Consider the following 17,769-nt stretch of genomic DNA (forward strand, 5'->3'; position numbering starts at 1 on the left):
ACATGCCCACGATGCTGCTGATCGAGGCCCGCCGGCTGCTGCGCTCGCCGCAGTTCCTGGTGTTCACGATCGGGTTCCCGGTCGCCTTCTTCCTGATCTTCGTCGGGATCTACGCGCCCAGCCAGGAGGACGGGAGCCTGGTCGCGCTGATGCTGAGCATGGCCGCCTTCGGCGCGATCACCGCCTCGGTCAGCACCGGTGGGCTGGTGGCCACCGAACGGTCGCTGGGATGGAACCGCCAGTTGCGGCTCACCCCGCTGCCGGCCTGGGGGTACCTCGCGGTCAAGGCGGCGGTCGCGATGCTGGTGGCGCTGCCCGCGCTGGCGCTGGTGCTCGTCGTCGGCGCGGTCATGGGGGTCGACCTGCCCGTGCTGACCTGGTTGCAGGTCCTGGCCGTGGGCTGGGCGGGGGTGCTGCCGTTCGCCGCGATCGGGCTGCTCGTCGGCACGCTGGCCACGCAGGAGTCGGCGCAGGGCGCGACGATGGTGACCATGCTGCTGTTCAGCCTGCTGGGCGGCATCTTCATCCCGGTCGCGATCCTGCCGCCGGTCATGGTGACGGTCGCGCAGGCGTTGCCCAGCTACTGGCTGGCCGACCTCGCCTCGCGGCCCGCGGTCGGCGGCGGGGTGCCGTGGGAGGGGGTCGCGGTGCTCGCGGCCTGGTTCGCGGTCGCCGGCGCGCTGGCGGTGTGGCGCTACCGCCGCGACGCGGTCCGCGCCTGAACCCGGGGATTACGGTGGGCGACGTGGCGAGGGGCGGAGCGGGGCCGGTGCGGGACCTCGCCGAGATGACCGTCGGCCAGTGGTACGCGTGGTCGAGCGGCTGGGTGCTGCTGCTGGTCCCGCAGCTGTGGACGGCGCTCACCCTGGACCGGCCGGTGGGGCTGCGCGTGCTGCTCGTGCTGTCCCTGCTCGGCTACGGCGCCTGCTACGTGCACGGCCTCTACCTCGCGGTGAAGCGCCGCAGCGCGTGGTTCTCGGTCGCGCTGATCGCGACCATGGCCGTGCTGTGGGCGGTCGGCTTCGTCGGGATGGGCGGCGCCGACGGCAGCCGCCTCTACACTGTCGCCTTCGTCGTCGTGTCGGTGGGGATGCTGACCGGGCCGCCGTACGGCGCGCCGGTCACGCTGCTCACGGCCCTCGCCGCGCTCGGCTTCGCCTGGGCGGCCGGCAAGCAGGTCGGCTGGGACGAGGTGTTCGCCGCCGGCGCCCTCGGCCTGGGGATCATGGCGGTGTTCGCGCTGGTGCGGGGCAACAGCGAGCTGCGCGAGGCGCGGGAGGAGCTGGCCACGATGGCGGTGACCGCCGAGCGCGAGCGCATGGCCCGCGACCTGCACGACGTGCTCGGCCACAGCCTCACCACGATCACCGTCAAGGCCGGGCTGGCCCGGCGGCTGCTGGAGCGCGACGAGCCCGCCCGCGCCGCCGCCGAGGTCGCCGACGTGGAGCGGCTGGGCCGCCAGGCGCTGGCCGACGTGCGCGCCACCGTGTCGGCCAACCGGGTCACCTCGCTTGCCGCCGAGCTGGCCGGGGCCCGCGAGGCGCTGCGCGCCGCGGAGATCACCGCCGACCTGCCCAGCGCCGTCGACGACGTGCCGACCGAGCGGCAGCAGCCGTTCGCGTACGTCGTGCGGGAAGGAGTGACCAACGTGATCCGCCACAGCGGCGCCGGCACCTGCACGATCCGGCTCGCCCCCGACTCCGTCGAGGTCGTCGACGACGGCGTGGGCGGCCCCACCGGGGCGCCCCCGGGCAACGGGATCAGCGGGCTGCGCGAGCGCCTCGCCGCCGTCGGCGGCACGGTGCAGTGCGGGCCGCTGCCCGACGGCGGCTTCCGGCTGCGCGCCGAGTGCGTCCCGGCCCCGCGCCGCGTGCGCCGTCCGGAGCCGGCATGAGCACCATCCGCGTTCTGCTGGCCGACGACCAGGCGCTCGTCCGCGGTGCGCTGGCCGCCCTGCTCGGGCTGGAGAGCGACATCGAGGTGGTGGCCCAGGTGGGCTCGGGTGCCGAGGTCGTCGCCGCGGCCAGGGCGAGCGCGCCCGACGTGGCCCTGCTGGACGTGCAGATGCCCGGCGGCGACGGCCTCGACGCCGCTGCCGCCCTGCGCGAGGCGGTGCCGACCTGCCGGGTCCTCGTGCTGACCACGTTCGGCCGGCCCGGTTACCTGTCCAGGGCGATGCGCGCCGGGGCGTTCGGGTTCGTGGTCAAGGACGCCCCGCCCGAGCAGCTGGTCGACGCGGTCCGCCGGGTGCACGCCGGGCTGCGCGTGGTCGACCCGGCGCTGGCCGCGGAGTCGCTGTCCAGCGGCGCGAGCCCGCTCACCGACCGGGAGCGGGAGGTGCTCACCGCGGCCGCCGACGGCGCCACCGTCGCCCGCGTGGCCAAGGGGCTGCACCTGTCCGAGGGCACCGTGCGCAACCACCTGTCGTCGGCCATCGGCAAGACCGGCGCCCGCACCCGCGCCGAGGCCGTCCGGCTGGCCGATGAGCGCGGCTGGCTCTGATCAGCGTCGAGAACGACGTCGTTCTCGACCTGCCAGGCCGCCCGTCACGGATTCGGGGCCGCACCCGTCGTAGGCCCCGTGCGGCCGCTACCCGGGAGCTGGTCCTCGTAGTCGGCAGCGGTCACGCACTCCGCACCGGCGTCGGCCAGCCCCCGCAACAGCCTCGTGACGGCCGCGACGACCTCGGCCGGGTCGGCGCCCGGCGTGGTCGGCTCGACGTCGAGGTAGAAGGGGAAGTGCAGGAACCGATCGGGATCGGAGGCGGCGGCACGAGCGTCGTAGTCGTCGTTCTCCTCGACGTCGAGGTCGAGGACGGAACCGGTCACCGTTCTGCGGGCCACGTGGCCGTCGACGAGGGGCGCCACGGCCCGGGTGAGCGAGTCCGCGTCCCCGTCCCACAGGACGAACACCTTCGCGTACAGGTCCATCGTCACTCCCCGAAGCAGAGGTAAGGGTGTATCCGTTGGACCGATCCGTACAGCAGCAGCGTCGTTCCCGACGGATCGGGTGGGTCAGGGCGGGTCGACGACGAGACCGGTGGCCTCGGCGATCTCCGCGCGGACGGCCTCCGGATCGGCCGGCGACAGCACGTCAACGGTGGGCGCGCCCCAGACCCCGCTCGCCCGCATCCCCACCAGCCGCCCGCTGAGCATCCGCACCACGAGGACGTCGAGCCGGTCCGCGCCGACGGTGACGGGCCGGGCATGCAACCCGAACGCGAGCCCCACCTTCGAGATCCCTCGCTGGACGACTCCGACCACCGGTGCCGCGCGCAACTCGTCCCACAGTTGCACGTCCTGCTCCACGAACGGCGCCGGCGGCCACGGTCGACGGGCGTCGAACCGCTCCACGATCCCGGTCAGCGCCGACCGGACAGCGCCCTCGTCCTGACCGTCCTCAGCGAGGACCCGGCCGGAGCGGAGCGCCGCGACCACGGCGTCGTAGAACTCCTCGGGGTCGTCGCCGAAGCGCTGCCGCTTCAGGATGCGGTTCACGCTCCGGGTGAGGTCGTCGGCATCGGCCCGACTGCGCAAGTCCATCCCGTACAGCAGGACCCGGATGCGGCCACGCCACTCCATCGGCAACGTCTCGTCCACGTCAGAAACCTCCTTCGACCCGTGCTCGGGAGAGGTCGAGGCCCTGCTCGACCAGTGAGGCGATGCCGTTCTGCTGGTTAGCCTGGGTGGGCCGGTAGTGGCCGCTGGCGCGGTTCAGCAGGATCGGCACACCGTTCACGACCTCCAGCTCGCCCGCGTTGGCGACCGACCGCCCGCCCAGGATGCTGGAGTGGTGCACCTTGCCGACCTCCTGCTCCAGTGACACGTACAGATTCCCGTGTGAGTCCTGGACGAAGATGGCGCGAGTCTCGTCCCGGAAGTTCGACGCGCTGCGGGTATCCAGCGGCACCCCGCTCTCAGCCTCGTACAAGCGACCGTCGACGACGACGACGCGCGCCGCTTCCCGCCGCGCATCGTCGAAGTACTGGACCGTATCGGGGAAGAACGGCCGGTTCGGGTTCGTCGGATCGTCCTCTCCCTGGAACCGCTCTTCGATGTCCCTGGTCGGCAATGGCGTCTCCCGCACGACCGGAGGCGGGATGCGCTCGGGCGGGAGCGGAGGGCCGCCCCCGCCGGTACCTCGGTCGCTCCTGCCCGGCGCGTCGATGCCCTCACCCGCGACCTCTGGGGCGGCGCCGGTCCCGTCCCCCCGGCCGACATCGCTCTCCCCGTGGCGCCCGCTGCCGTCGAGGTCGCCGGCCCGGGGGCTCGCGCCGCCGTCGCGGGCCAGGTCGTCGCCGACCGTCGGTCCGTCCACCCGCGGCGGCGCACCGGGCTCCGCCCGCGGCGCGTCGATGTGCGTCGGCGGTAGGTCCGCGTGGGGGAGGGCGACCGGCGGGATGTCCAGCCCGCGCAGGCGCGCCGACACCTTGCCGACGACATCCGTGATCGTCGGCAACCGCCCGATCGCATCCCCGACCCGCACCAGCCCTTCCCCGGCGCGGGCGACGACCGGCACCCCGCTCCGCGCTGCGGCGGCCCCACCACCGCGGAGACCGACCCCGACGCCCTTGGGACCCAGGACCGCGAGCAGGACGTTGCCGGTCACCAGACCGGCGGCCCGGGCCGGGTCCTGGCCCCACACGTCGTAGGCGCTCAGCGCCCCGACCGTGTTCAGCAGGGTCTCCTGTGCCATGCCCCGTGGCATGAACGGCAGGTCGACGAACTGGTTGACGAGGCCGACCGGGGTCAGGCTCGCCGCCAGGGCGTTGAGCCCGGCCCACGCGGTGCCGGCCGTCTCCCAGCTGAACCCGCCGTCGGCGTACCCCACGAGCATGCCCAGCCCGGTGACCGCCCCGTGGGCGGCCTCGCCCAGGCCCCCCGCGAAGCGACCGCCGACATCGCCGACGCCCTGGCCCACACCGGCGAAGAAGTCCCCGACGTCGCCGAGGAACCCGCGGTCCAGGGCTTCGGCCGCACCCCACGGCAGCCGGCCCTCCTGCGCGAGTGCGGCCAATCCCGCGGCGGTGACGCCGTGCTCGTGCGCCTGCAGGACCCCGTCGCCGTTGTCCGCGACGTAGCGCCGGTCCGAGTAGAGCGCGAGGATCGCGTTGGCGCACCGGCGCTCCGCGTCCTGGAACGCCGCGACCTGGGCGTTCACCGCGGCGAGCAGGTGGTTGTGCCGGTCGACGTCGGTCTGGTTGGCGAGCCGGTCGGGGTTCGCCGCCGCGAACGCCACGAACTGCGCCGCTTCGGCCTGCAACGCCCGCAGCCGGGTCTGGATGCCGGTGACCTCCCCGGCGTAGCTGATCAGGGCGCTGCCGACCGAGCGGAGGTCCTCCGCCACCGAGGCCGAGACGCCCTGCACCGGCCCGGTCGCCGCGAACAGCTGGGCGGCCTCGGGAGCGGAGTAGGACCCGGCCAGGGCCTGCCACCCGGTGTGCACCCGGGCGCCGGTGTCGGCGAACGCCGTGCCCACCTGCGACAGGTCACCGCCGTGGCGGGTGAGTGCGGCCATGTCCCCGGCGATCTGCGGGATCCCCGCCGGGTCGATCATCGCTGTGCCCCCATGCCCGCCCCCACGTCGATCCGGCTCGTGGGGACGGACGCTAGGAAGGGGCGGTGGTCCCTCGTGGGCGATCGGGAACGCTCGTCGTGTTCGCGACAGCACGCACGGCGACCGACCGTCCAGAACGAGGTTGTCGTCGGTTGGACCGGTCCAAGACAACGACAACCTCGTTCTCGACGGGTTGCCGGGGTTCGTCGGGGGCGAGGGATACCCTGGCTCGGTGAGCGAGCACGGGCTGCGTGAGCTGGGGGCCGCCCTGCGGTCCTGGGCGGCCGACGGGGTCGGCGTCGTGCGGGTGCTGGAGCGGCACGGGTTCGGCACCGTCGAGTCCGGCCAGCTGCTCGCCGGCACGGCGTCCGGGGCGGTCGCCGGGCTGCTCTACCGGGGTGCGCTGGACGGCTCGGCCCGGCCGCTGCTCGCCGAGGCCGCCACCGCCGCGCAGACGCGCGAGGCGCACGTCACCGAGCCGGACGCGCTGGCCGCCGGGCTGGCCTGCGCCGGAGGGGCCACGCTGCTCGGCCACCCGCTACCGACGGCCCAGGCCGAGGCGCTGGGCGCCGCGCTGGAGGCCGGCAGCCCGGCCGCGCTCGTCTCGGCGGCGGACGGCGCCGCCGCGCTGGTGCTCACCGGCCCCGAGCTGGCCACCCGCACCGGCGGGCTCGGCTCACCCGACCTCGACGACGACGCCGCGCGGGCCGCGGCCGGGCTCCTGCGCCGCGGCGCCACCGCCACCGAGCGGGTCCCGGCAGGCGACGGCGAGCTGCTGGTCGACCTGTGGGTGCCGGTGCCGTCGGTGCTGGTCGTCGGGGCCGGCGCCATCGGCGAGGCGCTCGCGGCGCAGGCCGGGCTGCTCGGCTGGGCTGTGCGCACCGCGTCCACGGTCGACGAGGCCACGGCCGCGGTCGCCGGTTTCTCCGACGCCGACGTGCTCGTCCTGCTCGACCACGCCCCCGCCTTCGACGCCACGCTGATCGCAGGCCTGCGCGGGCGCGGGTTCATCGGCGCGCTGGGCTCCCGGCGCACCCAGGCCGCCCGCCGCGAGCGGCTGCTCGCCGCCGGCGTCGGCGAGGACGAGCTCGCCCGGCTGCACGGCCCCGTCGGCCTCGACCTGGGCGCGCGCACCCCGGCCGAGACGGCCGTCTCCATCGTCGCGCAGGTCGTCGCGGCGCGCTCCGGGCGCACCGGCAGCGCCCTGGCCGGCTCCGAGCACCGGATCGGCGGATGAGGTCGCAGTCCGAGGCGACCACGGTCGCGCTCTACCAGCCCGGCGCCGGCCGCACGCCCGGACGGCCGTCGCCGCGCCCGGCCGGCTGGCGGGCCTGGGTGACGCGGCTGCTGGTCGGCGCGCTCGTCATGGGCGCGCTGGTGGTCGGCGGCACCGCGTTCCGGGTGTGGCAGGTGGCCCGCGTCGACGACCGCCGCCCCGCCGACGCCGTCGTGGTGCTCGGGGCCGCCCAGTACGACGGCGACCCCAGCTCGATCTTCGCCTCCCGGTTGCGGCACGCCGAGGCGCTCTACGAGGCGGGCGTGGCACCGCGGATCGTCACCGCGGGCGGCGGCCAGCCGGGCGACGCCTACACCGAGGCCGAGGCCGGCCGGCGCTACCTGGTCGAGCGCGGGGTCCCGGCCGACGCCGTCGTCGCGGTCGGGGAGGGCAGCGACACCCTGGGGAGCCTGCAGGCCGTCGCGGTCCGGGCGGCCCGGGACGGCTGGCACAGCGCGGTGATGGTCAGCGATCCGTGGCACTCGCTGCGGGCGCGCACCATGGCCCGCGACGCCGGCCTGGACGCCTGGACCTCGCCCACCCGCAGCGGGCCGGTCGTGCAGACCCGCGAGACGCAGGCCCGCTACATCGTCCGGGAGACCGGCGCGACGCTGTTCTACCGGCTCACCCACGCCTCGGTCGACCCGTCCTACGCCGACGAGACCGGCGGCGTCGGGTGAGCCCGCCCCGCCCGTGAGCACCGGTTACTCCGCGCACGACGCCGCCCGGCTCGTGCCCGAGGCGCCCAAGGGCGCCGGCCGCTCCGACCGGCGCAGCCCGTTCTCCCGCGACCGCGCCCGCGTGCTGCACTCGGCCGCGCTGCGCCGGCTGGCCGGCAAGACGCAGGTGCTCGGGCCGGGGGAGGGCGCGGAGATCAGCGGCGTGCCGCGCACCCGGCTCACGCACTCGCTGGAGGTCGCCCAGATCGGCCGGGGCATCGCCGAGGACCTGGGCTGCGACCCCGACGTCGTCGACACCGGCGGGCTGGCCCACGACATCGGGCACCCGCCGTTCGGGCACAACGGCGAACGCGCCCTCGACGAGTTCGCCGCGGAGTGCGGCGGGTTCGAGGGCAACGCCCAGACGCTGCGCATCCTCACCCGCCTCGAACCCAAGATCGGGGCCGACGGGGTCAACAGCGGGCTCAACCTCACCCGCGCCTGCCTCGACGCCGCCGGCAAGTACCCGTGGCCGCGCCGCCCGGGGCAGCGCAAGTACGGCGTGTACGCCGACGACCTGCCCGTCTTCGAGTGGGTCCGGGAGGGCGCGCCCGCCGACCGGTGCTGCATCGAGGCGCAGGTCATGGACTGGTCCGACGACGTCGCCTACTCCGTGCACGACGTCGAGGACGGCATCCTCACCGGCCGGATCGACCTCGCCGCGCTGGCCGCCCCCGGCGAGCGGGCGGCACTCGTCGAACTGGCGGCGGTGCACTTCGGCGCAGATCCGGGCGCGCTCGACGACGCGGCCGTCGCGCTGCTCGCCCTGCCGTTCGTCGACGCGGTGCGCGGCTTCGCCATCACCTCGGCGCCCGTCGCGGCGCACCGCGCCCTGAAACGCCTGACCAGCGAGCTGGTGGGCCGGTTCGTGCAGGCGGCGACCGAGGCGACGTGGGCGGTCCACGGCGACCGACCGCTGCGCCGCTACGACGCCGACCTCGTCGTCCCGGAGGCCGCGCGGGCCGAGGTGGCGCTGCTCAAGGCGGTGGCCCTGCGGTACGTGATGGCCGACCCGCAGCGGCTGGCGATGCAGGCCCGCCAGCGCGCGCTGCTGGCCGAACTGGCCGAGTCGCTGCTGGTCAAGGCGCCCGACGCGCTCGACCCGGTGTTCGCCGACGACTGGCGCGACGCCCCCGACGACGCCGCGCGCCGCCGCGTCGTCGTCGACCAGGTGGCGGTGCTGACCGACCAGCAGGCCGTCGCCCGCCACCTCGCCCTCGGGCTTCGTTAGCGATCCGTGACCCACTCCGGAGCAACCCGATCGGGTGAACTATCGTCCGGCCCCGTCCATGAACGCCTGTGTGCCCCGGAGGCTCCGGGACCGGGAAGGTGGGTCGATGACCAACCGGCTCCGCGGCGCGGCAGCAGCTGCCGCGTGCGCCCTCATGCTCACCCTGACGGCCTGCGGCGGGTCCGGCCCCACCGCGGAGGACCACGGGATGACCGCCGAGGAGCACGCCCAGTGGGAGGCCGAGCAGGCCGGTGGTGGCGGCGCGGCCGCCGAGGGCGGGCACTCCGGCCACGGCGGTGGCGCGGCGCCCGCCCCGGGCGGCGGCGGGGGCCACTCCGGGCACGGCGGCAACACCGGTGAGACCGAGCTGTGGGCCGTGCAGTCCGCCCCGCTGGGCTACATCGTCACCGACGGGACCGGCCAGATCGTCTACCGCTCCGACCGCGACAGCAACCAGCCCCCCACCAGCACCTGCGTCGACCCCGCCTGCACCGCCGCCTGGGCGCCGGTGCTGGTCGGCGAGTCGGGCGTGGTCGGGCTCGGGGTCAAGGAGGACGACATCGGCGCCCTCGTCCGGCCGGACGGGAGCAAGCAGGTGACCGTCGCGGGGTGGCCGGTGTACACGCACGTCGGCGAGAGCACCGGGCTGGAGTCGGCCGGCGGGAACGGCGCCGACGGAGTCTGGTGGGCGATCAACCCGCAGGGGGAGAAGGCGCTCCCACCCACCGGCTGATCGGGGGGCTCGTCGGGGCTGTCACGTTCCGGGGTCCGCCGTCGTCCAAGGCGCATGGCACTCACCCGCATTCCCGCAGTCCCCGACTCCGACGCCGGCTTCGTCGGCCGGCTCGTCTACCGCTTCGCCCGCCGCCGGTTCGGCGACGTCCCCGAGCCCTTCGCCGTGGCCCGCCACCACAAGGGCGTGTTCTGGGCGGGGCTGGTGGCCGAGACCGCCTACGAGAAGGCGTGCACGCAGCTCCCCACGTCGGTGCGGGAGCTGGCCGTCTACCGGGCGGCGACCGTGGTCGGCTGCCAGTGGTGCGTCGACTTCGGCACCATGCTCCAGCGCCTGGACGGCCTGGACGTCGAGCGGCTGCAGCACATCGACGAGTACGCCACCAGCCCGCTCTACACCCGCGCCGAGCGGCTGGCCATCGCCTACGCCGACGCGATGACCGCGCAGCCGGTGAGCGTCACCGACGAGCAGGTGGCCGAGCTGGAGCGGGAGTTCGGGCGGGCCGGGCTGGTCGAGCTGACCACGCAGATCGGGTTGGAGAACATGCGGGCGCGGGTCAACAGCGCGCTCGGGATCACCGGGCAGGGCTTCGACGCGGCCTGCAAGGTCAGGCTGGGAGCCGGGTGAGCTTCTCCGGGTTCAGCACGCCGTAGATGCCGACGACGCGGCCGTCGCGGAGGGCGAAGACGTTCACCGCGACCGCCGCGTCGCCGGCCGGGCCGAGGATGCCCGGCTCGCCGTTGACGCCGACCGGGCGGACGTCGAGCAGGCCGCGGCCGTAGCGGTCGAGCAGGCCCAGCAGCAGGCGGGCGACCTTGTCCGGGCCGGTGACGGGCCGGCGGGCGGCCGAGACGCGACCGCCGCCGTCGTTGTAGAGGACGACGTCGGGGTGCAGCAGGGCGACCAGCGCGTCCTGGTCGGCCCTGGCCATGGCGTCGGCGAACGCGGCCAGCACCGAGGCCTGCTCGGCCACCGTGGCCCGCGGCGGCGGGTCGGCGTCGGCCACCGCCCTGCGGGCGCGCGAGGCGTGCTGGCGGGCGGTGGCCTCGGTGCAGCCGAGGATGGCGGCGATGGCCGCGAACGGGGTGTCCATCGCCTCGTGCAGCACGAACGCCACCCGCTGGGCGGGGGTGAGCCGCTCCAGCACCACCATCGCGGCCATCCGCACGCCCTCGTCGCGCACGACGGCGGCCAGCGGGTCGTCCGGGTCGCCGGTGGTGACCAGCGGCTCGGGCAGCCACGGGCCGACGTAGCGCTCCCGGCGGGCGGTGGCCGAGCGGAGCCGGTCGAGGCAGATCCGCCCGACGACGGTGGTCAGCCAGGCGCGCAGGTCGCGCACCTCGGCGCGGGCGTCGTCGCTCAGGCCGGCCAGCCGCAGCCAGCTCTCCTGCACGGCGTCCTCGGCGTCGGCGAGGCTGCCGGTGATCCGGTAGCCGACGGCGACGAGGTGGGCGCGGTGCTCCTCGAACGCGGTGGCGGGGTGGCTGGTGGCCTCGGCGGGCACGGCGCCGACGCTACCCCGTGACCGCGGGCGGCGGGTCGGTCGGCAGCGGCTGGCCGGGGCAGGTGCCCAGGACGCCGGCGATGGCGTCGCGCTCGGCCGCGGTGACCCACAGCGAGTACTTCGCCTTCACCGCGACCTGGCGGGCCACGTAGGCGCACCGGAACTGGCGGTTGGGCGGCAGCCAGGTCGCGGCGTCGCCGTCGCCCTTGGACTGGTTGGTGGGGCCGTCGGTGGCCATCAGGTTGAGCGGGTCGTTGCCCAGCGACTTGCGGGTGTCGGGGTCGAGCTGCTGGGCGCCCTTCTGCCAGGCGTCCGACAGCGCGACGACGTGGTCGATCTGGACGTCGTCGCTGGTGTCCTGGCCGCGGGTGAAGGCGATCTCGGTGCCGGTGTAGGGGTCGGCGAGGCGGCCGGTGAGGACGACGCAGTCGTGCGTGCCCTCCTTGAACGTCTCGTCGACCATGTCGCGGGCGAGGACGTCGTTGCGCTGGTCGCAGCCGTTGCGGTCGATGTCGGCCCAGCGCGACCCGAACTCGTCGCGGTCGTAGCCGGTCTTCGGGGCGCGGCCCTTGACCGGGAGCGCGGCGAGCGCGGTGGCGGCGTCGCCGGTCGGGGCGGCGCCCGCCGGCGCGGACGCGCCGCCGCCCGTCGTGGTCGAGGGCAGGGTCTCGACGAAGTCGGTCAGCTCCGCGCACCCGGCCGTCGTGGCGACCAGGGCGCACGCCATGAGGACCGCCCGGACCCGTCCCCAGCCCCGCATGGGCGCTCCGTCCTGAGTTGTCAGCACGGGCGGTTTCCCAACTCGGACGTGCACGAAACAAGCGGAACGGGGGAGCGGAGCATGATCGGATTGTCGCCGTCGGTGCCGCCGCGGCGGGTGAGGCGCGCCAGGGGGTCGTCCGAAGGGATGAGGGCGGCCGGCCGATCGGTACCTGTGGCCGAGGTGGCGGACGGGTCGCGCGGGGCATCGTCGTGGCATGGACACGATCAACCTCGTCGGCGCGGTCCTCGGCCTGGCCGTGCTGCTCGTCATGGCCCTGACCCCGCTGCTGCTGGCCCTGCCCGAGCGCCCGCACCGCCGTTCCCCGTCGCGCGGCGCGGCATAGACTCTGCCGCGTGGCAGGGCGGATCCGGGACAGCGACATCGCCGAGGTCCGGGACCGCACCCGGATCGACGAGCTCATCGGCGAGTACGTGGCGCTGCGGCGGGCCGGGGCCGGCTCCCTCAAGGGGCTGTGCCCCTTCCACGACGAGAAGTCCCCGTCGTTCAACGTCCGCCCCTCGCACGGCACGTTCCACTGCTTCGGCTGCGGGGAGGGCGGCGACGCGTTCGCCTTCGTCCAGAAGGTCGAGGTCATCGGCTTCGTCGAGGCCGTCGAGCGGCTGGCCGACCGGATCGGCTTCCGGCTCACCTACGAGGGCGGCGGAGCGTCCGTGCAGCGCGACCGGGGCACCCGCTCCCGGCTGCTGGAGGCCAACAAGCGGGCCGCCCTGTTCTACGCCGAGCGGCTGCGCACCCCCGAGGCCGCGCCCGCGCTGCAGTTCCTGACCACCCGCGGCTTCGACGCGGCCGCGGCCGCCACGTTCGGCTGCGGCTACGCGCCCGCCGGCTGGGACGTGCTCACCAAGCACCTGCTCGGCGTCGGCTTCACGCTCGACGAGCTGATCAAGGCCGGGCTGTCGAAGGAGGGCCGCCGCGGGCCGATCGACCGGTTCCACCGCAGGCTGGTCTGGCCGATCCGCGACCTCGGCGGCGAGGTCGTCGGGTTCGGCGCCCGGCGGATCTTCGACGACGACGGCATCGAGGCCAAGTACCTCAACAGCACCGACTCGCCGGTCTACCGCAAGTCCCAGGTGCTGTTCGGGCTCGACCTGGCCAAGCGCGAGATCGCCAAGCGCCGCCAGGTGGTCGTCGTCGAGGGCTACACCGACGTCATGGCCATGCACCTGGCCGGGGTGCCGACGGCGGTCGCGTCCTGCGGCACGGCGTTCGGCGCCGACCACATCGCGGTGATCCGCCGGCTCATCGGCGACGACTCGTTCGACCTCGGCGAGGTCATCTACACCTTCGACGGCGACGCGGCCGGCCAGGCCGCGGCGCTCAAGGCGTTCGACGGCGACCAGGCCTTCGCCGCGCAGACCTTCGTCGCCATCGCCCCGGACGGCCAGGACCCGTGCGAGCTGCGCCAGAGCCACGGCGACACGGCGGTGCGCGACCTGGTGGCCCGCCGCGAGCCGCTGTTCGAGTTCGCGATCCGCTCGATGCTGCGCGAGCACAACCTCGACACCGCCGAGGGCCGGGTCGCCGCGCTGCAGCGCACGGTCCCGCTGGTGGCCCGCATCCGCCGCGAGGACCTGCGCGACGAGTACGCCCGCCGCCTCGCCGGCTGGACCAGCTGGGACGACATCGCGATGGTGGTGCGCCGGGTGCGGGAGTCCGCCGGGGGCGACGTCGTCGCGGCCGGGCGCGCGCGCCGGTCGGCCCCGCCCGCGCCCCCGAAGGACGACCCCCGCCTGCACCTGCAGCGCGAGGCGCTCAAGGCGGCACTGCAGGTGCCGGCGGTCGCCGGTCCGGCCTACGACGAGCTGCCCGAGCAGGTGTTCACGCACCCGGCGTTCGCCCTGGTGCACCGGGCCGTGCAGGCCGCGGGCGGGGTGTGCGGCGGGCGCGACGGCGGCGCCTGGGTGGAGGCGGTGCAGGCCGAGGCGAACGAGGAGACCCGCCGGCTGGTCACCGAGTTGGCCGTCGAGCCCCTCGAACTGCCCCGGCGCAACGTGGAGGAGGCCCGCTACATCGGCAGCGTGATCGCCGGGGTGCGGTTGGCGCTGGTCGAGGCCCAGATCGCGGAGCTGAAGTCGCGCCTGCAGCGCACCAACCCGATCGAGGAGCCCGACGCCTACCACCAGATCTTCGGCGACCTGGTGCCGCTGGAGCAGTACCGGATCGCGCTGCGCGAGAAGGCCCTGCGATGAAGCTGCCGAACCTGTTCCGGAAGCTGGCCGGGCGGGACGGGCTGCCCGACACGTTCGCCGGCACCCTCGATCCCGACGAGCGGGTGCTGGGCGTCGCCGCCCTGGAGGGCGGCGACCGGCACCTCGTCGCCACCTCGGTGGGGCTGTGGCTGCCCACCGACGACGGCCACCGCAGGATCGGCTGGCACCTGGTCAGCAAGGCGACCTGGAAGAACGGCGCGTTCGTGCTCGTCGAGGCGGTCGAGGCGGAGGAGGTCGACGGGGCGGTCCTGCTGGCGGACCGCCCGCCAGTGCGCTGGCGGCTGGCCGGGCCCGGCCGGCTGCCCGAGGTGGTGCACGCCCGCGTCGAGGGCTCCATCCGCTCCCGCCACCACCGCGAGCTGCCCGGCGGCGGCGCCTGGTTCGTCCAGCGCAAGATCGCCGGGCGCGACGGCATGGTGCTGCAGGTCCGCCCCGATCCGGGCACCGACCTCGACACCGTCCGGTCGGTCGCCGGGTCGGTCGCGCGCACCTTGGACGGAGCCGCTCGCCCGTCCGATTGACCCCGGGACCGCTAAAACCGTACGCTCGTACTGTGAGAGTCGTCGACGGCACGGCCTGGGACCCCACCCGCTACCTCGACTTCGGCGACCACCGCTCCCGCCCGTTCCACGACCTGCTCGCCCGGGTCGGCGCCACCGCGCCGCGGCGCGTCGTCGACCTGGGCTGCGGGCCCGGCCACCTCACCGGCCTGCTGTCCCACCGCTGGCCGGACGCCGAGGTCAGCGCCCTGGACTCGTCGGCCGAGATGGTCGCCGCCGCCCGCGAGCGGGGGGTGACGGTCGAGCGCGCCGACGTCGTCGACTGGACGCCCGCCCCGGACACCGACGTCGTCATCACCAACGCCGTCCTGCAGTGGGTTCCGGAGCACCCGCGGCTGCTGCCGGCCTGGCTGGCCGCCCTGCCGTCCGGGGCCTGGTTCGCGCTGCAGGTGCCGGGCAACTTCGGGGCACCGTCGCACGCGCTGGTCCGCGAGCTGCTCGCCGAGCCGCGGTGGGCCGGGCGGGTGCGGCCGCGCGGGGAGAAGGCCGTCCCCGAGCCCGACGAGTACGCCGACCTGCTCGCCGACGCCGGCGCCGAGGTCGACGTCTGGGAGACGACCTACCAGCACCGGCTGACCGGCGACGACCCCGTGCTGAGCTGGATCACCAGCACCGCGCTGCGACCGGTGCGCGACGCGCTGGACGCCGACGAGTACGCGGCGTTCCGCGCCGAGCTGGCCCCCCGCCTGCGCGCGGCCTACCCGGTTCGCGCGGACGGCAGCACGTGGTTCCCGTTCCGCCGGATCTTCGCGGTCGCCCGGACGTAGGGCCGGGGCGCGAACGCCCCGGCCCCCGCGGTCAGCGCGTCACGTCACGCGCGTGCCGAGCACGGCGGCGACTTCCCCGGCGCCGACCAGCGGGCTCACCGTCACCCTGGTGCCGGTCGGGCCGTACTCCCGGTCGGTGACCCGCGTCCCGCCCGGATCGGCGCCCGTCACGCGGGTGCCGCCCGGATCGGTGCCGGTGACCCGGGTACCTGTCGGCTCGGCCGCGACGGCCGGTGCCGCCGTCGCCACCCCCAGCGCGATCGCCGCCCCGGCCAGCACGGCGGCCGTCGTCCTGCGCCTGATGCGCATGCGTTCCCCCTCGATCGGTGTCACGTGCCCCCACGACACGCGGAACCGAGCCTGCGGGGCAGGTCGTGCCGGACGCATCCGACCGGCGGAGGTCGGCCCGCGCCACCCCGGGGCGTAGGCGCCGGGTCCGCGGGTCCTCCCGGCGCGGTAGTGCGAGGCTGGCCCCGTGACCGAAATCAGCGCGGACCTGGAGCGGCGGCTGGCGGAGCTGTGGGCCGGCCAGGACGAGCACGAACCGGCCGGCTTCCGGGCCCGCATCGACGACGCGGTCGCCGGGCTCCCGGCCGACCACCCGGTCGCGCTGTTCGAACGGGCCTGCGCGAACGACTCCACCGGCCGGCCGGACCACGCGGCCCCGCTCTACCGCGCGGCCCTCGACGCCGGCCTCATCGGCATCGGGCGCCGCCGCGCGGTGATCCAGATGGCCAGCAGCCTGCGCAACCTCGGGCGCGCCGAGGAGAGCGTCGCGCTGCTGACGGCCGAGCGCGACCGCGGCTCCGACGAGCTCGACGACGCCGTCGCCGCGTTCCTGGCGCTGGCCCTGGCCGCCACCGGCCGCGCCCGGGAAGCCACCGGCCTCGCCCTCGCCGCCCTCGCGCCGCACCTGCCGCGCTACAACCGTTCCCTCGCCGCCTACGCCGCGGAGCTGCAGGCGCCCTGATGGCCCGTCCGGCGGCCCTGGTCACCGGGGCCTCGCGGGGTCTCGGCGCGCGCATCGCGGCCCGGCTGGCCGCCGACGGGCACCCGGTGGCGGTCAACTACGCCCGCTCGGCCGACGCGGCGCACCACGTCGTGCAGCGGATCACGGCGGAGGGCGGCGCCGCCCGCGCGTACCGGGCCGACGTCACCGACGACGCGCAGGTCGCCGCGCTGGTGGACGACGTGCGCCGCGACCTCGGCCCGGTCGGGGTGCTGGTGCTGAACGCGACCGGCCCGCAGCCGAAGGTGCCCGTCGACGCCCTCGACTGGCCGGATGTCGCCCAGCACCTGGACTTCTTCGTCCGCAGCCCGGTGCTGCTGCTGCGCGCAGTGCTGCCCGACATGCGGCGGGCCGGCTGGGGCCGGGTCGTGCACATCGGGTCCGACGTGGTGCAGCGGCTGCCGCCGGGCAGCTCGGCCTACGTCGCCGCCAAGGCCGCCCAGCGCGGGCTGGCCGGGGTGTGGGCGAAGGAGCTGGGCCCGCTGGGGATCACGGTCAACACCGTGGCCCCCGGCTGGATCCCCGTCGAGCGCCACGCCGACGCCGCCCCCGAGGCCCTCGCGGAGTACGAGGCCGGCGTGCCGCTCGGGCGGATGGGCGTGCCCGACGACGTGGCCGCCGCGGTGGCGTACCTGGTGTCGGACGCCGGCGGGTTCGTGACGGGGGCGTGGCTGCCGGTGAACGGCGGGAGCACGATCTCCTGAGACGCTGCTCCGCTCGCTAGAGCCGGCGCAACCCCTCCAGCACGCGTCGCATGAGGGCCAGGTCGGGGCCGGTGTCGGGCGTCGCGCGGTGGACCCGGACCAGGCCGGCGCCCACCAGGTCGCCCAACAGCACCGCGGCCACCCCGAGCGGCACGCCCAGCCGGGCGGCGAGTTCGGCGAACGAGCGCGGCCGCGCGCAGAGCGCGAGCGCGGCGCGCACCTCGGGCCGCACCGGTCGGTCGGGGGCGGGCAGGGTCGCGGAGAGCAGCGTGTCCAGCGACAACGCGACCGCCGCGCGGGTGCGGCCGCGGGTGAGGACGTAGGGGCGCACGGCCGCGCTCCCGGGCACGACGACCGGGATCTCGTCCGTCGTCGGCAACGTCGCGGTGGGGGTCGGCTCCGCGGTGATGGCGGGCGGCGGGCCGGGGGGCGTCCGCCTGCGCCGGCGCGGGCCGCCGAAGCGGGCGCCGGTCTGCCCGACCGGGTCGTCGGGCGGGGGCGCCGTGACCGGTGGGGCGACCGCGGGGTCGTCGACGTCCGGCCAGTGGGCTCGGTCGAACCGGGCTCCGGTGAGTCCCACCGGGGGGCGGGACACGACCTCGGCGCTCATGGCCGCAAGCCTGACCGCTCCGTGTTTCGCCTGGGTTCTCTCCGGATTACCGCACAGTCACCGAGTCGGTGCGCAGCGCATCCTCCCGGTCCGCCGGCCGCGCGAA

At 75.7% G+C, this 17,769-nt stretch carries 21 protein-coding genes; 14 read left to right on the forward strand and 7 right to left on the reverse strand.

All coding sequences use genetic code 11. The annotated features are described in order from the left end of the window. Positions 1 to 2 precede the first annotated feature (2 nt). From KIK08_RS04495 to KIK08_RS04505, 3 genes are read left to right on the forward strand one after another with little or no spacing between them, the layout of a single operon-like run. The gene (locus KIK08_RS04495) at positions 3 to 722 is read left to right on the forward strand and encodes an ABC transporter permease (protein WP_214401698.1); all 720 of its coding nucleotides are present in this window, start codon (positions 3 to 5) and stop codon (positions 720 to 722) included. 23 nt (positions 723 to 745) lie between these two features. Beyond that, positions 746 to 1,894 carry a sensor histidine kinase gene (locus KIK08_RS41495; RefSeq protein ID WP_214401699.1) on the forward strand — a complete coding sequence of 383 codons (1,149 nt, stop codon included), beginning with the start codon at positions 746 to 748 and terminating at the stop codon, positions 1,892 to 1,894. Beyond that, positions 1,891 to 2,502 (forward strand): response regulator transcription factor, encoded by a 612-nt coding sequence (locus KIK08_RS04505; RefSeq protein WP_214401700.1) that lies wholly within the window; start codon positions 1,891 to 1,893, stop codon positions 2,500 to 2,502. The genes KIK08_RS41495 and KIK08_RS04505 overlap by 4 nt, the downstream gene beginning before the upstream one ends. A 44-nt stretch (positions 2,503 to 2,546) precedes the next feature. Here KIK08_RS04505 and KIK08_RS04510 read toward each other — a convergent pair whose 3' ends face one another. The 3 genes from KIK08_RS04510 to KIK08_RS04520 all read right to left on the reverse strand — a co-directional run bounded on the left by KIK08_RS04510 (position 2,547) and on the right by KIK08_RS04520 (position 5,556). After that, positions 2,547 to 2,930 carry a hypothetical protein gene (locus tag KIK08_RS04510; protein WP_214401701.1) on the reverse strand — a complete coding sequence of 128 codons (384 nt, stop codon included), beginning with the start codon at positions 2,928 to 2,930 and terminating at the stop codon, positions 2,547 to 2,549. 84 nt (positions 2,931 to 3,014) lie between these two features. After that, a complete protein-coding gene (locus tag KIK08_RS04515) occupies positions 3,015 to 3,599 on the reverse strand; it encodes a hypothetical protein (protein ID WP_214401702.1) in 585 nt (194 codons plus the stop codon). Between the two features lies 1 nt (position 3,600). Then, entirely contained in the window at positions 3,601 to 5,556 is a 1,956-nt protein-coding gene (locus KIK08_RS04520; protein WP_214401703.1) for an IQM protein middle domain-containing protein, read from the reverse strand. 232 nt (positions 5,557 to 5,788) lie between these two features. On the opposite strand from KIK08_RS04520, the gene KIK08_RS04525 reads away from it, so the two are divergent. From KIK08_RS04525 to KIK08_RS04545, 5 genes are all read left to right on the forward strand, one after another. Next, on the forward strand, positions 5,789 to 6,793 hold the full coding sequence (locus KIK08_RS04525; protein ID WP_308257391.1) for an XdhC family protein: 1,005 nt from the start codon (positions 5,789 to 5,791) through the stop codon (positions 6,791 to 6,793). A gap of 128 nt (positions 6,794 to 6,921) precedes the next feature. Beyond that, positions 6,922 to 7,512, forward strand: coding sequence for a YdcF family protein (locus tag KIK08_RS04530; protein WP_250556305.1), 591 nt, complete (start codon positions 6,922 to 6,924; stop codon positions 7,510 to 7,512). Between the two features lie 13 nt (positions 7,513 to 7,525). Continuing rightward, complete coding sequence (locus KIK08_RS04535) at positions 7,526 to 8,782, forward strand: deoxyguanosinetriphosphate triphosphohydrolase (RefSeq protein WP_214401706.1); 1,257 nt, start codon at positions 7,526 to 7,528, stop codon at positions 8,780 to 8,782. A 106-nt stretch (positions 8,783 to 8,888) separates the two neighbouring features. Then, positions 8,889 to 9,515 (forward strand): hypothetical protein, encoded by a 627-nt coding sequence (locus tag KIK08_RS04540; protein WP_214401707.1) that lies wholly within the window; start codon positions 8,889 to 8,891, stop codon positions 9,513 to 9,515. 54 nt (positions 9,516 to 9,569) lie between these two features. Beyond that, entirely contained in the window at positions 9,570 to 10,142 is a 573-nt protein-coding gene (locus KIK08_RS04545; RefSeq protein WP_214401708.1) for a carboxymuconolactone decarboxylase family protein, read from the forward strand. Here KIK08_RS04545 and sigJ read toward each other — a convergent pair. Both sigJ and KIK08_RS04555 read right to left on the reverse strand, forming a co-directional pair. Further along, complete coding sequence (gene sigJ / locus KIK08_RS04550; protein ID WP_214401709.1) at positions 10,123 to 11,019, reverse strand: RNA polymerase sigma factor SigJ; 897 nt, start codon at positions 11,017 to 11,019, stop codon at positions 10,123 to 10,125. The genes KIK08_RS04545 and sigJ overlap by 20 nt on opposite strands. A gap of 10 nt (positions 11,020 to 11,029) precedes the next feature. Further along, positions 11,030 to 11,779: an HNH endonuclease family protein gene (locus tag KIK08_RS04555; RefSeq protein WP_250556292.1), complete on the reverse strand. Its 750-nt coding sequence runs from the start codon at positions 11,777 to 11,779 to the stop codon at positions 11,030 to 11,032. A 217-nt stretch (positions 11,780 to 11,996) separates the two neighbouring features. Here KIK08_RS04555 and KIK08_RS40860 point away from each other — a divergent pair, with 217 nt between their 5' ends. The 4 genes from KIK08_RS40860 to KIK08_RS04570 are packed head-to-tail and all read left to right on the forward strand — an operon-like array spanning position 11,997 to position 15,340. After that, the gene (locus KIK08_RS40860; RefSeq protein WP_256446106.1) at positions 11,997 to 12,125 is read left to right on the forward strand and encodes a hypothetical protein; all 129 of its coding nucleotides are present in this window, start codon (positions 11,997 to 11,999) and stop codon (positions 12,123 to 12,125) included. 10 nt (positions 12,126 to 12,135) lie between these two features. Beyond that, positions 12,136 to 13,992 carry a DNA primase gene (gene dnaG, locus KIK08_RS04560; protein WP_214401710.1) on the forward strand — a complete coding sequence of 619 codons (1,857 nt, stop codon included), beginning with the start codon at positions 12,136 to 12,138 and terminating at the stop codon, positions 13,990 to 13,992. Then, complete coding sequence (locus tag KIK08_RS04565) at positions 13,989 to 14,534, forward strand: hypothetical protein (RefSeq protein ID WP_214401711.1); 546 nt, start codon at positions 13,989 to 13,991, stop codon at positions 14,532 to 14,534. Before dnaG ends, KIK08_RS04565 begins: the two co-directional genes overlap by 4 nt. Positions 14,535 to 14,566: 32 nt before the next feature. After that, a complete protein-coding gene (locus KIK08_RS04570; RefSeq protein ID WP_214401712.1) occupies positions 14,567 to 15,340 on the forward strand; it encodes a trans-aconitate 2-methyltransferase in 774 nt (257 codons plus the stop codon). A gap of 39 nt (positions 15,341 to 15,379) precedes the next feature. On the opposite strand, the gene KIK08_RS04575 is transcribed toward KIK08_RS04570, so the two are convergent. Further along, positions 15,380 to 15,649 (reverse strand): hypothetical protein, encoded by a 270-nt coding sequence (locus KIK08_RS04575; RefSeq protein ID WP_214401713.1) that lies wholly within the window; start codon positions 15,647 to 15,649, stop codon positions 15,380 to 15,382. Between the two features lie 166 nt (positions 15,650 to 15,815). Between KIK08_RS04575 and KIK08_RS04580 the strand changes: the two genes are divergently transcribed. Continuing rightward, positions 15,816 to 16,310 (forward strand): tetratricopeptide repeat protein, encoded by a 495-nt coding sequence (locus tag KIK08_RS04580; protein WP_308257392.1) that lies wholly within the window; start codon positions 15,816 to 15,818, stop codon positions 16,308 to 16,310. After that, positions 16,310 to 17,053, forward strand: coding sequence for an SDR family NAD(P)-dependent oxidoreductase (locus KIK08_RS04585; protein WP_214401714.1), 744 nt, complete (start codon positions 16,310 to 16,312; stop codon positions 17,051 to 17,053). The genes KIK08_RS04580 and KIK08_RS04585 overlap by 1 nt, the downstream gene beginning before the upstream one ends. 16 nt (positions 17,054 to 17,069) lie before the next feature. Here the strand turns inward: KIK08_RS04585 and KIK08_RS04590 are convergent, their stop codons facing one another. Then, on the reverse strand, positions 17,070 to 17,663 hold the full coding sequence (locus KIK08_RS04590; protein WP_214401715.1) for a DUF742 domain-containing protein: 594 nt from the start codon (positions 17,661 to 17,663) through the stop codon (positions 17,070 to 17,072). Positions 17,664 to 17,769: the final 106 nt, after the last annotated feature.

The organism is Pseudonocardia lacus (assembly GCF_018531445.1).
GTDB classification, from domain to species: domain Bacteria; phylum Actinomycetota; class Actinomycetes; order Mycobacteriales; family Pseudonocardiaceae; genus Pseudonocardia; species Pseudonocardia lacus.

Bases quoted from the DNA above. Each gene is read 5' to 3' on its own strand.
- KIK08_RS04495 (WP_214401698.1), top strand. From the start codon at position 3: ATGCCCACGATGCTGCTGATCGAGGCCCGCCGGCTGCTGCGCTCGCCG.
- KIK08_RS04505 (WP_214401700.1), top strand. From the start codon at position 1,891: ATGAGCACCATCCGCGTTCTGCTGGCCGACGACCAGGCGCTCGTCCGC.
- KIK08_RS04510 (WP_214401701.1), bottom strand. From the start codon at position 2,930: ATGGACCTGTACGCGAAGGTGTTCGTCCTGTGGGACGGGGACGCGGAC.
- KIK08_RS04520 (WP_214401703.1), bottom strand. From the start codon at position 5,556: ATGATCGACCCGGCGGGGATCCCGCAGATCGCCGGGGACATGGCCGCA.
- KIK08_RS04530 (WP_250556305.1), top strand. From the start codon at position 6,922: ATGGGCGCGCTGGTGGTCGGCGGCACCGCGTTCCGGGTGTGGCAGGTG.
- KIK08_RS04540 (WP_214401707.1), top strand. From the start codon at position 8,889: ATGACCAACCGGCTCCGCGGCGCGGCAGCAGCTGCCGCGTGCGCCCTC.
- KIK08_RS04545 (WP_214401708.1), top strand. From the start codon at position 9,570: ATGGCACTCACCCGCATTCCCGCAGTCCCCGACTCCGACGCCGGCTTC.
- KIK08_RS04555 (WP_250556292.1), bottom strand. From the start codon at position 11,779: ATGCGGGGCTGGGGACGGGTCCGGGCGGTCCTCATGGCGTGCGCCCTG.
- KIK08_RS40860 (WP_256446106.1), top strand. From the start codon at position 11,997: ATGGACACGATCAACCTCGTCGGCGCGGTCCTCGGCCTGGCCGTGCTG.
- KIK08_RS04565 (WP_214401711.1), top strand. From the start codon at position 13,989: ATGAAGCTGCCGAACCTGTTCCGGAAGCTGGCCGGGCGGGACGGGCTG.
- KIK08_RS04575 (WP_214401713.1), bottom strand. From the start codon at position 15,649: ATGCGCATCAGGCGCAGGACGACGGCCGCCGTGCTGGCCGGGGCGGCG.
- KIK08_RS04585 (WP_214401714.1), top strand. From the start codon at position 16,310: ATGGCCCGTCCGGCGGCCCTGGTCACCGGGGCCTCGCGGGGTCTCGGC.
- KIK08_RS04590 (WP_214401715.1), bottom strand. From the start codon at position 17,663: ATGAGCGCCGAGGTCGTGTCCCGCCCCCCGGTGGGACTCACCGGAGCC.